The organism is Paenibacillus sp. FSL W7-1287 (assembly GCF_038004245.1).
Lineage (GTDB): Bacteria > Bacillota > Bacilli > Paenibacillales > Paenibacillaceae > Pristimantibacillus > Pristimantibacillus camelliae.
Genome location: NZ_JBBORD010000001.1, coordinates 1,009,067 through 1,024,070, shown reverse-complemented (window position 1 = coordinate 1,024,070; position 15,004 = coordinate 1,009,067). Strand labels below are relative to the sequence as shown.

The window sequence follows — 15,004 nt, the reverse complement described above, 5'->3', positions numbered from 1 at the left end:
TTCCTCATTAAGCTTTAGCAATTAGCGCTAACAAATTAGCTCCCTTAGGTCCTTGATGCTCTGAGCCAGCTGAGCATAGTATTGAAGCATCATTCACTACACTTCCTACAACCGCGTTGGCAACAGCCTTTGCTAATATTCCAGCGTGCATACTTAGGGCATCCGAATGCATCGTATGTCTTTGGTCACGAATATGAGGTAAGGCATCCGCGCCTGCGTTAACAAAAACTTGAACAATTCTTTGCTGATCCTCCTCTGACAGCAATGGATCAACCTTCATCCCCATGCCTTCTAATAGGTCATATAATCCATGAAGATCGAAGCTGTCGATCATCATGCCAGAGCCTACAACTAGCGAGCTATCGGCACCCGCTTTATTACCCATAACAATAACTCTAATCGCCTTCTGCTCGCCGCCAGCAGATACTGAGGTTCGAACAGAGTACAAGGAATGATCACCATTGATAGCTGAATCCGTTACAAGCTCTCGTTCTACTTCTCCTAGCGCTACAGCTGATCCCAATGCAGAAGCAGCCTTGGACATCGTCCCACCTACACCCCATGGGCATTTAATCTCTACACAATGCACATCCTCTAGTGATGTAATCCCTGCATCCTTGATCGCTTCAAGTACAGCTTCCGCTGCTACATCGACTTGTACAGCTGTCCCTATTTCTTCTGGAAGTAACACTCTGCTTGTTGCAACGCCAAACACAAACCGTTTTTCATCATTGCTTGCATACTCCTGGCTATCATCATCTCTTAGAAAAACCGTATAGTGCGGACTCATTAAGCCTCCGGTTTTTCCAATCATCATCATCGGTATACGGTCAAAGACCTCTTCATGTGTCCACCCTAAATATTCCGAGAGCAATAATTGAAATGCCAATGTCGCATAGCCTCTTGCGTAGCCATCACCTTCCGTTTGCGCGATAATCCCTTTTATATGCTGTGCTTTTATTTTTTCTGCTTTTAGCAGTGCCGCCAGCTCACTCACATCACCTGGATGATCCATCATCAGCTTTATAACATCGTATTTCATATTCATCCTTCCTCTCGACAATTAAAATAAAAAAGCCACTATGATTAACTAATTTAATAGTAATCGTAATGACTTTTTGAAAATATGTGCGCACTGCACAAACATGAACTTAAATTAATATCAATGATGAACAGTGCGGATACCCAGCAATCACACTACCATCCTATGGCTATGCCATCGCTTCGAGGATCAACGCCTCCATGCTTAAAGCCTTCATCATCAATGAGAATAGCATGGGCATGACCAGTGTATGAATCGTAGGCAGCAACCTTCTTTACACAGTGTCCGACGTCATTTAAGTTAGCGACGATCTCACCAGGAAGGCGGTCCTCCACCTTCAACTCTTGGGACTCTTCTCCCCACGTTCTCCCCCATACAAAGCGAGCAGCATCAATAGCCGCTTGAGGGTCCAGACCGTAATCAAGGATACGAGTCGCTATTAACGTTTGCGTTTGTGGCTGTCCTTCTCCCCCTTGTGTTCCATATAGCAGATAGGGCCTTCCTTCCTTGAAAATCATGGCAGGCATTAACGTATGGAAGGTGCGTTTATTGGGCTCAAGTCTATTAACATGTGTAGGATCTAATGAAAAAAACGAACCTCGATTTTGAAGCAATATCCCCGTATTCCCAGCTACTACGCCAGAACCGAACTCAAAATATAGACTTTGAATAAACGAAACAGCATTACCCTCATCATCAACAACAGCTGCGTATGCAGTATCATGGCCTACCGATTGTGTATCCATAGACACAGTAGAGCTAAAAGTGATCTCGCTTGCTAGCTCTTTGGCATATTGCTTACTTAACAGCTTTTCAAGTGGGATAGAGGTAAAATCAGGATCAGTAAGGTACCGATTGCGATCCCGAAAACTAAGCTTTAATGCCTCTACAAGGAGATGATAATACTCAAAGGAGCCCTCTGTAATGTCGCTCATCTTGAAATTCTCCACTATATTTAATGCCATAATCCCTACAAAGCCTTGCGAATTTGGAGGCACCTGATAAACATCAAAACCTCGGTAATCTCCCTTTAATGGTGTGAGCCAATCCCCTTTATGACTCATAAAATCCTGAAGATTCAAAAGCCCACCCTGCTCCTGTATAAACGACACGATTTCTTCCGCCAGCTCCCCCTTATAGAAGCAATCTCTACCCTGTTCTGCGAGTTTGATCAAGCTAGCTGCAAGCTGTTTTTGTATAAACCGACATCCTTGCTTCGGCACCTGTCCATTCGGTGTATAAATGTTTGATGTAATAGGAGTAGCTTGTAAAAGCTCAAATTGATCAACTGTATTCTTATGCTGATTACGTGAAAGTGGGAAGCCTTCACTTGCATAGGCAATAGCAGGCTCAAGCACTTTCGCTAAGCTCATCGTCCCATACTGCTTTAAGATGGCATCCCAGCTATCTACCATGCCAGGCACTGTAACAATACTTCGTATACCTCTGGTGGGGATCTTATCCTCACCGACAAAGCTATTCATGGTCACTTTCCCACCGGAACGACCGCTGCCATTGTAGCCTTTGACTTCACCACTCTGTTTGTTGTACATAAGCCAGAACGAATCGCCACCTACACCGGTCATATGAGGATAGACGACGGCTAAGCATGCACTAACTGCAATAGCAGCATCATATGCGTTACCACCTTGAAGTAAAATATTTTGTCCTGCTGCTGATGCCAAATAATGTGGACTAACGACCATTGCCCTTGTACCGATTACCGATTGATTCATACTCACTCCTCCTATCACATGCTTTCTTTTTTCAACATATCACCTCATTAAAATTTACACAACAAAAATTTTGTAATTTTTTTCTTTTATTTTTGTTGATTATGTTCGCTATTAAGTATATATTCTTACATAAGGTAATACATTTACTGAATAAACTTTCATATTGTCTTGATTGATTTTTCAGAATTGTTCAGTTATGGCATTCAGAGAAAAGGAGTGGATTCATGTGCATACACCTAGCTCACCATTACTCGCACTTGACGAGATTGATCGTCAGCTTTTATCCATATTAAGAGAAAATGGAAGGGCATCCTATACAGATCTAGCAAAGGAAGTAGGACTATCACGCGTAGCGGTGCAAACAAGAATAAATACATTAATCGAAAATGGTACCATCGAGCGCTTTTCATGCATTTTAAATCCGGAGAAATTAGGCATATCCGTATCCGCATTTTTTAATGTTGAGGTTCAGCCGAACTACCTGGCTATTGTCGCCGATACTTTAGCAGAGGAACCCGAGGTGACTAGTCTGTATCATATGACAGGTCCTAGTAAGCTGCACATGCACGGGCTATTTAAGAGTAATGAAGAGATGGAGCAATTTATGAAGGAGAAGCTCTATGTTCTTCCGGGTATTCAAAGCGTGGACTGTCAGGTACTAATTAAAAGATATAAAAGTCGTATGGGGATGAGACTATAGTGGACAAAAAAGAGTATTGGAATCTGACACTTGCTATGTTAAGAACGGGCTTGCTTGGCTATGGGGGAGGTCCCGCTACAATCCCATTGTTTAAACACGAGGCAGTCGATCGTTACGGCTGGATGGAAGACAGTGAATTTGCTGAAGTACTCGCTATCGCTAACACCTTGCCTGGACCGATTGCCACTAAACTAGCAGCGTATCTCGGCTACCAGAGACGCGGAGCGCTAGGCGCAGTACTAGCTGTCGCGTGTCATATCTTGCCGACCTGCATCGCGATTATTGCGCTATTCTCATTTATTTCTGTTTTTAGCTCATCGTCTATTATTTCCGGTATGATTGCAGCTGTTGTACCCGTTGTCTGTGTTATGCTGGCTATTATGGCATTTGAATTTGGAAATAAGGCCATTAAGGGACTTGGCTATCTTTTAGGCTTTGGATTATTGCTGTTAGCCTTTATTTTACTGTATGTGGTACATTTGCATCCAGCGATCGTCATTGTTATTTTTCTATTGTATGGCGCATTTCATTTTAGCCTACTTGGTAAGATTGCAGCAAAGAAAAAACGTAAAAGGGGGCTTGATAGCTAATGAAAGAATGGCTGGAGCTATTATATGGTTTTTTTGTAGCTAATGTACTTGGCTACGGTGGCGGCCCTGCATCAATCCCTCTTTTGCACCGTGAGATTGTAACGAATTATGACTGGCTTAACAATGCGGAATTCGCGAATATGCTTGCTTTAGGCAACGCACTACCAGGACCAATCGCTACTAAAATTGCTGCTTATGTTGGGTACGATGTCTCGGGTTGGTTTGGAGCATTTATCGCGATATTTGCTACAGTCTTCCCTTCAGCCACTGCTCTTATCATCCTCCTCAATATTATGAAGCATTATCGCCAGTCCACTGTAGTAAAAGGGATGACCCTTTTAGTTCAGCCTGTTATAGCTATATTAATGCTTGTTCTAACTTGGGATAATATTACGGAGTCTGTGAATCATATTGGTATTATTCAGTTTGTTGGTATTGCAGTGGTTTCTCTTGCGTTAATGACAATCAAAAAAATTAAAATACATCCTGCTTTCATCATAGTCCTTGCATTTATATACGGCGCTATCTTTTTATCCTAAAAACTCTTTTAGCTCTAAGGATGCGCCAACCGAGCTTGAGTAGATTCGGAATAGAAGTTACTTTTTCTACAAGATAGGCGAATGCAGAACGGTTCCCACGCCTTGAATTGCAGTCGCTGCATGAAGCTAGCAGATTATGCGGGAGATCCGAGCCTCCTTTACTCGATGGGATAATGTGGTCCACCGTCGTGGCAGGTTGTCCACACCATAAACAGGTGTAATGATCCCGTTTTAGCGCAGCTTTTCGATAATCTCGAAATAAGAACGGATTATATAGTAATTGGATGGTTTCCTCATCAATCCAGACAGCACGTGATCGATCAACCTCCCGCCAAGCCCGATGAGGCAAGCATGGTGTTAATTTTTGTCCATCCATATTCAGTACCGTAATCATGGTTTCCTCATGATGATTATCATTCATCGAGCTCACTCCATCTGTCGACATACTATAGCCTATAGTTTTAATATATATCAAAAACATCATCCTCATGCGGATGATGTTCAGTGGGATTGAATCCTTTAATATGCAGTCAGATTATTCACAAACATAAAATTTAAATGAGACAAGATCTTTTTGACGTGCACCAGTGCCAACAAATATACTTTTCGTAAGCCAGTCATACTTTCCCTTTTCTACTTCAAAGGTAGGAGAGGAACGGAAATAATATTGATCAGGGGATACTTCTTCCCCTTGTGCTAGCTTCTCTATAACGTCTGTTGGACCATGTCGATAGCCTTTATTAACAATATAAATAATAACACCATCATCCGTCTTCATCGTATAGTGCGCTTCAATTTCTGCTACTCCATCAGGTCGCACAAGCTGCCAATCTGCACCGCCAGGTAGTATGACACCGCTTATCTCCTGACCTACAAATGTCCCTCCTACAATGGGAATCATTCTACGTATTCCTTTACTAGTTACACCAACGTCCTGAACAGTGCCGACTTCCATTGTAGCCTCAAATGCCGGTTTTAGTGTAATCACTGGCTCACCTTCATTCCTACTTGGTTAAGCTTTTCCTTATGAAAACCAGCAATTTGCTTGTAGCGGTTAGAGATTTCCTCTAATTCAGCATAAGTAATCACATCTTCTAGACGCTCGAATCCTTGAGGTGCACGTTCGTGAACCATTTGCATTACAATTTCAGGACCATGCTGTCGATTACTACGTACAATGGATGCCGTTTTATGAATACGTTGTTGTTCGTAGTCTAATAAAGCTTCCTCAATGCTCTGATTTTCTATAAGAGATACATATAATGCTTCCGCATCTAAGATGGCTTGCGAAGCTCCATTCGATCCAATTGGATACATCGGATGCGCAGCATCACCAAGCAATGTTACTCGATTAAAGCTCCACTTTGGTAAAGGCTCTTTATCTACCAGTGGAAATTCATATACATATTCAGCACCTGAAATTAAGCTAGGCACATCTAACCAATCAAAGGTCCAATCTTGAAATGTATGTGCAAAGTCGGCAATATTAGCAAGCCTATTCCATTCGTTTCGATCGGGCGCTTCTGTTACAGATAATTCTGCGATCCAGTTAATATCGCAATAGCCAGAATGATCAGGGGCAGTAATCGGATATGCTACAAATTTTTCGTCAATATTTCCTGCCATAATCATCGTGCGACCAGATAAAAATGGCTTAGCCTTCGTCATTCCACGCCATAAAATTCTGCCGCCATATATAGGTTTATCATTTTGTGGATATAGTTGCTTTCTCATAGCAGAATGAATGCCATCTGCTCCAATTAGAAAATCACACTCCACCACTTCTAGCTGCTGTTCATTGCTTCGGTCTATAAAAGAGGCCTGCACCTTCTTGTTGTGTTGCTCAACGTGAGATAAATGCATACCTGTATGAACACAATCCTCACCAATTACTTGTTTTACTTCATTAAGCAATATCCCTTGCAGCCTTCCTCTGTGTAAGGAGTATTGTGGCCAATGATAGCCTGCATCGATACCACGCGCCTCTTGCCATATCAATTGACCGAATTTATTGTAATAGACTAATTCTTTCGTTCGAATCGCTGATTGGTCTAATGCCTCCTGCAACCCTAAATCCCACAGTATTCTTACAGAATGAGGTAATAGATTTATCCCTACCCCTAATTCCTTTATGGTTTTTACTGACTCATAGATCTGAACATTATATCCAGCACGATGAAGATATAAAGCCGTTGTTAATCCACCAATCCCAGCTCCAACAACTATTACTTTTTTATTCTTTGTCATTTTTGTGCTCCTCTCGACTAGAATATATTGAGTAGTATTTATATAAAGAAATATGTAAGCGTTTTATCTTAATTATAATATAGTATTTAGTATAAATATACATTTTTGTTCACTGTATACCAATACCCTAACATTCCTTTCATCAAGAAGAAGCAAAACAAAAACATCATCCGCATGCGGATGATGTTTTTAGTGGTCGAGGCTTGGAGATTCGAATCCCTGCCTGAAGACTACACACATAAGCCTTAAGCAAGTGCAGTCATAGCATTCATGTCGGTTGCAGGTCGGAGATGCAGTAGCAAGTTACTCACTTTAAACTGCCATATCTCGCTGAATATAAGACTTTACTTGGTTCGTGCAATACCGAATGTATTTATGATCATCATGCAGCTTGCTCAACATAACCCCGCCTTCGATCAGAGCAATAATTACACTGCATGCAGCTTCTACTTCGATATCCTCTCGAAACTGCTTCCGCTTTATTCCGTCCTTAATAATCTCCCCAAGACTCATCATTAATTCATTCATTGCATTTTGTGCTCTTTGTTTCAATAGAGGATGTCCATCGTCATTTTCAACAGCAGTATTTAATATTGGGCAGCCACCTTCCCATATATTATCTTCAACCAACTGAATATAAACATCACCTATCGCTAGTATTTTTTCTGCTGGCTCGGACAGCTCAGACAGAGCCTCTGCTAGAATACTTTTTAGCTTAGCAAACATATAGTCAAATGCACTTAGTGCAATTTCTTCCTTACTTTCGAAATGATTGTAGATGCCACCCTTGCGCACATTGGTACGCTCGATAATCTCTGACAGAGATGTGCCAGCATATCCCTTTGTATTAAATAAACCGGCGGATTGGCGAATAATTTGTTCTTTAGTAACCTGACCTTTTCTCATAGCTATCCCTCTTTCAAATAATACCGATTGGTCTTAAGTTAACACAATTTCTGTATACACTCAATCCAAAACTGGAAAATAATTGTTGATTAGTGAATAGCATTATGTTAAATTAAAAAGAGACCGGTCGGTATTAAAATTGAAAGGATGAATAATCCATGGGTATGTTATTTCAGCATATACGAAGTGCTACATCGGTATTAAGCGTGAACGGAAAAAAGATATTGATTGATCCTATGCTAAGTGCTCCTGGTGAGCTGCCGCCAGTTCCGTTCACTCGTACACTACGCCGCAATCCATTAACACCTCTTCCTGTTCCGCTCGATTTTTTTGAACAGATGGACGCCATACTTTTAACACATCGTCATTTTGATCATTTGGATAAGAAAGCCTTGTCTATACTGAACAAAGATTTACCTGTATTCTGTCAGCCTCAGGATTACACGTTCTTGCAAACAGCTGGCTTTAGCCAAGTATTTGCTATTGAGCAATCACATGAATGGTGCGGCATTCAGATGAAACGAATTAAAGGACGACATGCTCCAGGCTTTACCGCCAAGCTGCTCGGACCGGTATCCGGTTTTATTATAAGCACACCAGCTGATGGTTCGATATACATCGTTGGCGATTGTATCTACACACCCACGATTGAACGGACCTTCCGTGAATATCAACCGAATGTCGCTATATTAAATACCCCTCGTGCACAGATGCTATTAGGGACAATCATCACGATGACAGGAGAAGATATCGTACGTATTGCAAACTTGTCTCCAGATACGAAACTAATTGCCGTGCATATGGATGCAATCAGCCATTGCACATTTAAGCGAAAGCATCTTCGAGCTTTTTTGAAGGAACGAGGAATGGAGCACGCTGCTATCATACCTGATGACGGGGAGGTTATTACTCTCTAGGACGGAATTTCGTTTTCCATATTGCTAAAAAACAGACTACTTCTTATTGAGAAAACCCGACCTCCAATGGTCGGGTTTCTCCAGTCAGTCTATGATTTTTTCGATTGCCGCTGCGATCAATTCTAGATACTCATCAATGGTATATTCAATCGAGAGTGGGTTTGGATTACCTGCTGCAGCTAGTGGCGTACCATTTCCTATAAATACAACCGATCCCCGCTCTATCGCAGGAATTTTACCTAATAGTGAGTCTTCCTTAACTGCATCGTATAAGCTGTCATCTCCATAACCAATAATAAGATCGGCATCGTATAATAAATCAGCATTCTCAGAGCTTAATCTTAAAGAATAACTTGTCGGATCCTCAATTGCATTGACAAAACTTTCTGGATACTCCATACCTAGCTCAATTAAGAAAGAACCGCGTGGATCAGTCGGTGTATATGTATTTAATCTAGACATATCCTTTGCCGAGAAGTTTACCCACACTACTTTCACACCCTGCATCTGAGGATATTCAGCAGCCTTTTCTTGTATTAATTGCTCTATATCTTTAATTAATTGCTCACCTTCTGCTTCCATCCCCATACCTAACGCTGTGTAGGTTATTTGCTCTCTCCATGTCGTTACCCAAGGAGAGGTTTGATAAGCAACAACAGGTGCAATTTGCGTTAATAATTCATAATCCTCTTGCGTGATGCCAGAGTATGCAGCAAGAATCACATCTGGATTGGCATCAGCAATCGCTTCAAAATCAAGACCGTCTGTGTCTTGAAATACATTTGGATCACTAACTTCGAGCTCTTCCAGCTTTTTAGCTGTCCATGGCAGCAAACCGTTATCGTCCTGCACACCATAATTCGCTGCTGAAAACCCTACAGGTACAACACCAAGTGCTAGAGCAACGTCATGATTCGCCCATTGAATCGTTACAACACGCTCAGGCTTCTTCTCAATTACAGCTTCACCAAGAGCATGCTTTATCGTGATTGGATAGGTCGTTGTATCCTCTGCTGCTGCTTCAGTCGGTTCAGACGTACTTGTTGCAGGAACCTCAGATACAGTAGGACTTGCAGATTTCGTATCGTTACTAGATTGATTACCACAAGCCGCTAGCATGACAGCTAGACAAATGATGATGATAGACAACGTTATAGCTTTCGTATTTCTTGAATTCAGTAAGTTCATTACATTTCTCATCCTTTTCTCTTTAAATATTTTATATGTAAATCAACTACTCAAGCTTTATTGCACCTATGTCCTATAATCATTACCCCTTATGTCTATTTAATGAAATTGATAATCATTATCAATATGATTACAACCTTATATTAGGCACTTATTTCTAATTTGTCAATCCTTTATTTTTACAGCTCTATCCTTGAAAATACGGAAATGAATGAAACAAAAAGAACTTAGAATCCTTTAATACCAAGGTTTCTAAGTTCTTTATTGTTACTCCTATCCAATTGTAGTAGCCGGTCTTATAGAGATAATTTCAGCTGCTTCCACTTGCAACCTATTCCAAGACCATAAGTTGTAGTTAAACTATTTCAGATCTTTCATTAATTGAGTATAAAGCTTGTAGTATAAGCTATTGCCAGCACGATCAACATCGTATTGAGTTGCGAAGTTGTTTTTGTATACACTTGTCGCTTTTTCTAGAGCTTCACCTGTAAAGCCCTCAGCGGTTGCATCATCAATGATTTGCTTAAGTCGATCTTTAACTGCCATTCCTGGAGCAACACGAACCTTCGTTGCTTGCTCAAAGGCATAGCCCATCTCGATTAGTTTTTCTTCTGAGAACGCATCGCCTGTAATTTGCAAACCAATCGGCTCACCATTGCCCCCCTCAGCTGTACGATATCCAGCAGGAATCGTAATACTCGGATATCCTGCTTTTGCAGCAATACCTGTAGTCGCACCGTTCATTCCGATCAAGCCATCAAGCTCATATTTATCTAATAGATAGTTAATACCGTTTTTACGAGAATACTCAATATCAGCAGCACGTTGGCTCTCGTATTTTTTATAATCGTCTGAGCCTGGTGTCATATCATAGCCATTAGACTCTTCTAGAATCGTTTGCCCATATTTCAATAGAGCCAAGTTTTTCTTATTGTAAGCAATAACATCCGATAAGCTCTTTATCTCTGTTTCCCCGTCACTTGCAATGATAGGATTCTTCTGTGATTGAATATAGGATTCGATATCTTGCTTGAAGTCATAATATAATACCTTTGATGCTGGTGCAGAAGGAATCTCTCCCATCATGCCATCACCATCTTTACCGAACACGATTTTAGCTCCTTGCTCTTCAAGCACACGAATAGATTCCATGAATACTTCATAAATATCCGGCTGCGTTTCCTTGTCAGGAATTCGATAAACACCAAGCGTTTTACCCTTCAATCCATCTTCTTTTAAGTAATCTGTGTAGTTTTCCATCTTATCAGCTAGATACGCCTCATCTACAACAATTTCATTGTCAATTCCCATATTAATGTACAGGTCCTTTTCATCATAGCCTTGAATGGAGCTTAGCAGCATGGCTACATCGGCCACATTACGTCCCATTGGACCTGCAACGTCCTGACTATGAGCAAGAGGAATAATACCCGAGCGACTCACCAATCCTAATGTTGGCTTCAAACCAACCAATGAGTTACGGAAGGATGGAGATAAAATTGATCCTGAGGTTTCAGAACCAATTGTAATTGCCGCTAATGCAGCTGCTCCAGCTGCTCCTGAACCAGAAGAAGAACCCGAAACATCTAACACATTTGGCAAATATGGATTAAGAACCTGGCCGCCTAGCGTAGAATAACCATTTCTCATACCACTTGTAATAAAGTTAGCAAATTCAGAAAGATTTGTTTTACCTAGAATGATAGCTCCGTCCTCTTTTAGCTGCGAAACAATAAATGCATCATCAGCTACAAAGTTATTAGCTAATGCGATAGATCCAGCAGTAGTAGCCATTTCATCAGCTTTTGTTGTACCGATATTGTCTTTAATTAAGACTGGGATACCAAACATTCCAGTTGCTTTCGATGGATCTGCTTTTACAGCCTTATCAGCCTGAGTCGCTAACGCAAGAGCCTTAGGATTAAGCGTTGCAATCGCATTGATTTGTACGCTATGCGAGCTATATAGATTAATACGAGTTAGATACATATTCACTAGCTCTACATATGTAACTTTTCCAGCTTTAACCGCTTCTTGAATGTCTGCAATGGAGGACTTTTGGAGATCGATTTTCAAAGTGTCAACTGCCACCTGCAGATGAAGGCGTGTTTGATTGATCTTATAAACCGTGCTGTTCGGCGTAATATCGTTAACCATGCTAATCGCATGCTTCACTTGATTAGCATATTCAGCTGGATAAGCTGCAAGATTTATAGCTTTCGCTTCGTGATATAGTTTATATAAATTTTTCAACGCATCTGTAGCAGTGACAGAAGATTTTATCATGCCATTTGGAACAAAAGCACTTGCAGGTGCAGCAGTTGTCACCATCGATACACAAATTGCACAAGCAGCAATAGCGCCAATAACTTTCATTTTTTTCATAAAGAACATTCCCTTCAAGTTTAATGTTATGTCCACTTACCTTACATGAATATGTTACATCCATACGATATTTATTGTCAATCATTATTTTTTTTTTGCAGTTAATCATATAAAACACACATAAAACTAACATATTTGAACAGATCAAGTTGAAACAAAGTAAATTCCACAACATTTATGTAACATAACCTTACGTATGTGGGTGAAATACCTTTAATATTTCTTTTTATCCTCTTACCTCCCAACTAGACAAGAAGAGCTGTAATCACTTCGTATTCCACCTTTGCGTTACAAAAAAAGCATTAAGTATTTTATGAATAACTTTTAAAACAAAAAAAACACTCCTTAATAACATCATTAAGAAGTGTTCATATTGTGTTCATGGTCAAGGCTAGGTTATGGACAAGAGCAGTTTGTGTTCTAGATACAATAAACACAGTACCGTTCACACATGGATACCCGTTTTCTCATTTTCGTTCCTTTTTCATTCACTTTAACACCTTGGGCGACATATGGGCATCCAATCAATCTTCAAACAAAACAAAAACACCATCCTCATGCGGATGGTGTTCATGATGGTGGAGGCGAGGGGATTTGAACCCCTGTCCGAAGACTACGCCACATAGGCCTCTACGGGTGTAGTCACAGTTTTGATGTCACCTATAAGGAAGCCCCGTAACATATTTGGCTTCAACGCGGTAACCGCACACAATATTATCTATACTAGTCCTAGATACATATCAAATGTTTCTTCCAAAATATCCGTAACTAATGAGATAAACATCGTCTTATCTCCACTTGTGTGAGCGTGATCCAATGCTGTATAATACTCACTTCTTTTCTCTTTCGGGATGACAATAGGAGGATAGCCACTTTTCATTAGTTCAAAGTTCAACAACAATCTTGCTGTTCTTCCATTCCCATCAATGAAAGGATGGATTCCAACAAAATCAACGTGGATAATTGATGCCCTTTCAATGGGATGCAACTTTTGCCCCTCTAACTCATACCAGCGGATAAAACGCTCCATCTGTGAATGGATCTGTACAGCATCTGGCGGAATATGACGTGCACCGCTAATGATCACATTCTCATTACGATATACTCCAGCATACTCATCTTCAATGCCCTTTAATATTAGCCTATGGATGTTTTTTATCTGCCATTCCGAAAAACCCTCTTGATTTTTGACGATTTCTTCAACGTATAATATTGCATCCTTATGATTAATAGCTTCCAAATGCTCTTTTATCGTTTTACCACCCACTGTAATACCTTCGAGAGCTACCTTAGTTTCCGATAGGGTTAATGTATTTCCCTCAATAGCGTTGGAGTGATAAGTCCAATTGATTATCAAATGTTCTCGAATACTTCTAAGCGTATGGACAGGCAGGGGTCTTTTTTGATCGAGCAAGCTTTTCTTCTGATCAATTTGTTCAAACATTATTCTCACTCCAAACGTACTCAATATATCTTTAAGTCTTATTCGTCATTATATCATAAATGCTAAAATTGCAGCATTTAAACCTAGTACGGTCAAGATACTGGGTATTGGTATCTGAGTCCTCGAAAGAGCCAACGTATTTTCTAAGCTAAAGTTAACCCCCCGCCTGATCTTTGAAGCTCTTTTAAGAAACGATATCCCTCCAAAAATCCAAACACAAACTGTTCCTCCTCTTCAAGACCTTTCTCAGTGCTTGTTGCCTCCTCCATGATCCCGTATAATTCACGTTGAGTCTCATTTAAACTACTGTAAAGACGGTTAATTGCATGAGTTGCTTCTTCGCTCGCATTTCTGACACAAGGATTCATAGAAGCCATTCCACCTAATTCTAGATGTCTTCTAGCAGCTACCTCACTCAATATTTCTCTCATTCCATCAAGATAAGCATTTTCTAATGCTTCAAGTTCAGTTAATGTTTCTCTTTTCTTCGGAAAATTCTTTACTACTGTATCATGCCTAACCATTGAAATATGAAACGTTCCCATTTCTTATTCCTCCTCTCAATATACTATAATAGCATTCCCTGTTTGCTAGATTCTAAAACAATCATGATCTTAGCTAAGCATTATTTACCTCAGCAACGACTTCATTAGCCGTTAGCACGTGCCATGTAATGTATAACTTTTAACATAGCTTACAGAAATTCTATACTACCTGTGCACCATTCCACGCAAATACCAACGAAAATCGTTAGCCATTTAGATATATAGACCGATAAACTGCTAACAAGCTTTTTTAATATGAGAGCATAGCAAAAACACCATCCTCATGCGGATGGTGTTCATGATGGTGGAGGCGAGGGGATTTGAACCCCTGTCCGAAGACTACGCCACATAGGCCTCTACGGGTGTAGTCACAGTTTTAATGTCGGCAAAGCAAACGCCCCGTAACCGGCTTTCGCTAGGCCCAGCCTGATTATCTTCTTCCGTCGACCCCAGGCGGAGACCGAGCGGCGTATCCCACTAAAGTTGAGCCCCTATCCTAGCACATGGGCGATGCGAGGTAGAAGCACGCTAACAGGTTATTAAGCTGCTAAAGCGTAGTTTGTTTGTTGTTTGCCATTTAATAGGCTTTAGCGTTTTTAAGTGGACGACTCCCCACTACCCGCAACCCATGCTCGTTCAATCCCCGTCGAATCCATAAACGCCCCCTAAATGGCTCTAAATTAGCTGTTATGCTAATGAGCAGATAAGGGCGCTTGCTTCTTCGCGAAGTAAGCACGGATTAAATTTGTTGCATCAGCATCACGA

General features: G+C 40.7%; 14 protein-coding genes and 1 other RNA gene. 4 read left to right on the top strand and 11 right to left on the bottom strand.

What is annotated here, in order from left to right; all coding sequences use genetic code 11:
- Window positions 1-7: 7 nt before the first annotated feature.
- Window positions 8-1,042 carry a ring-opening amidohydrolase gene (locus NSQ99_RS04750; protein WP_340835385.1) on the bottom strand — a complete coding sequence of 345 codons (1,035 nt, stop codon included), beginning with the start codon at window positions 1,040-1,042 and terminating at the stop codon, window positions 8-10.
- Window positions 1,043-1,197: 155 nt separating this feature from the next.
- Window positions 1,198-2,778 carry a gamma-glutamyltransferase gene (ggt, locus tag NSQ99_RS04745; protein ID WP_340835384.1) on the bottom strand — a complete coding sequence of 527 codons (1,581 nt, stop codon included), beginning with the start codon at window positions 2,776-2,778 and terminating at the stop codon, window positions 1,198-1,200.
- 196 nt (window positions 2,779-2,974) lie between these two features.
- On the opposite strand from ggt, the gene NSQ99_RS04740 reads away from it, so the two are divergent.
- From NSQ99_RS04740 to NSQ99_RS04730, 3 genes are read left to right on the top strand one after another with little or no spacing between them, the layout of a single operon-like run.
- Entirely contained in the window at window positions 2,975-3,478 is a 504-nt protein-coding gene (locus tag NSQ99_RS04740; RefSeq protein ID WP_251670998.1) for an Lrp/AsnC family transcriptional regulator, read from the top strand.
- Window positions 3,478-4,068: a chromate transporter gene (locus NSQ99_RS04735; protein ID WP_340835382.1), complete on the top strand. Its 591-nt coding sequence runs from the start codon at window positions 3,478-3,480 to the stop codon at window positions 4,066-4,068. Before NSQ99_RS04740 ends, NSQ99_RS04735 begins: the two co-directional genes overlap by 1 nt.
- On the top strand, window positions 4,068-4,607 hold the full coding sequence (locus NSQ99_RS04730) for a chromate transporter (protein ID WP_251671000.1): 540 nt from the start codon (window positions 4,068-4,070) through the stop codon (window positions 4,605-4,607). Before NSQ99_RS04735 ends, NSQ99_RS04730 begins: the two co-directional genes overlap by 1 nt.
- On the opposite strand, the gene NSQ99_RS04725 is transcribed toward NSQ99_RS04730, so the two are convergent.
- The 4 genes from NSQ99_RS04725 to NSQ99_RS04710 all read right to left on the bottom strand — a co-directional run bounded on the left by NSQ99_RS04725 (window position 4,591) and on the right by NSQ99_RS04710 (window position 7,760).
- On the bottom strand, window positions 4,591-5,082 hold the full coding sequence (locus NSQ99_RS04725) for an HNH endonuclease (protein ID WP_340835379.1): 492 nt from the start codon (window positions 5,080-5,082) through the stop codon (window positions 4,591-4,593). The genes NSQ99_RS04730 and NSQ99_RS04725 overlap by 17 nt on opposite strands.
- A gap of 60 nt (window positions 5,083-5,142) precedes the next feature.
- On the bottom strand, window positions 5,143-5,595 hold the full coding sequence (locus NSQ99_RS04720) for a DUF3237 domain-containing protein (protein ID WP_340835376.1): 453 nt from the start codon (window positions 5,593-5,595) through the stop codon (window positions 5,143-5,145).
- Window positions 5,592-6,854 (bottom strand): flavin-dependent oxidoreductase, encoded by a 1,263-nt coding sequence (locus tag NSQ99_RS04715; RefSeq protein WP_340835374.1) that lies wholly within the window; start codon window positions 6,852-6,854, stop codon window positions 5,592-5,594. The genes NSQ99_RS04720 and NSQ99_RS04715 overlap by 4 nt, the downstream gene beginning before the upstream one ends.
- A 312-nt stretch (window positions 6,855-7,166) precedes the next feature.
- Window positions 7,167-7,760, bottom strand: a complete 594-nt coding sequence (locus NSQ99_RS04710) for a TetR/AcrR family transcriptional regulator (protein WP_340835373.1) — start codon at window positions 7,758-7,760, stop codon at window positions 7,167-7,169.
- 158 nt (window positions 7,761-7,918) lie between these two features.
- Here NSQ99_RS04710 and NSQ99_RS04705 point away from each other — a divergent pair, with 158 nt between their 5' ends.
- Window positions 7,919-8,677: an MBL fold metallo-hydrolase gene (locus tag NSQ99_RS04705; protein ID WP_340835372.1), complete on the top strand. Its 759-nt coding sequence runs from the start codon at window positions 7,919-7,921 to the stop codon at window positions 8,675-8,677.
- A gap of 84 nt (window positions 8,678-8,761) precedes the next feature.
- Here NSQ99_RS04705 and NSQ99_RS04700 read toward each other — a convergent pair whose 3' ends face one another.
- The 5 genes from NSQ99_RS04700 to ssrA form a co-directional block, all read right to left on the bottom strand.
- Window positions 8,762-9,865, bottom strand: a complete 1,104-nt coding sequence (locus NSQ99_RS04700) for an iron-siderophore ABC transporter substrate-binding protein (RefSeq protein ID WP_340835371.1) — start codon at window positions 9,863-9,865, stop codon at window positions 8,762-8,764.
- Window positions 9,866-10,225: 360 nt separating this feature from the next.
- Window positions 10,226-12,250, bottom strand: coding sequence for an amidase family protein (locus tag NSQ99_RS04695; RefSeq protein ID WP_340835370.1), 2,025 nt, complete (start codon window positions 12,248-12,250; stop codon window positions 10,226-10,228).
- 718 nt (window positions 12,251-12,968) lie between these two features.
- Window positions 12,969-13,694, bottom strand: coding sequence for a Fic family protein (locus NSQ99_RS04690; RefSeq protein ID WP_340835369.1), 726 nt, complete (start codon window positions 13,692-13,694; stop codon window positions 12,969-12,971).
- Window positions 13,695-13,837: 143 nt separating this feature from the next.
- Entirely contained in the window at window positions 13,838-14,239 is a 402-nt protein-coding gene (locus NSQ99_RS04685; RefSeq protein ID WP_340835368.1) for a hypothetical protein, read from the bottom strand.
- A 302-nt stretch (window positions 14,240-14,541) separates the two neighbouring features.
- Window positions 14,542-14,905: a transfer-messenger RNA gene (gene ssrA / locus NSQ99_RS04680) on the bottom strand.
- Window positions 14,906-15,004: the final 99 nt, after the last annotated feature.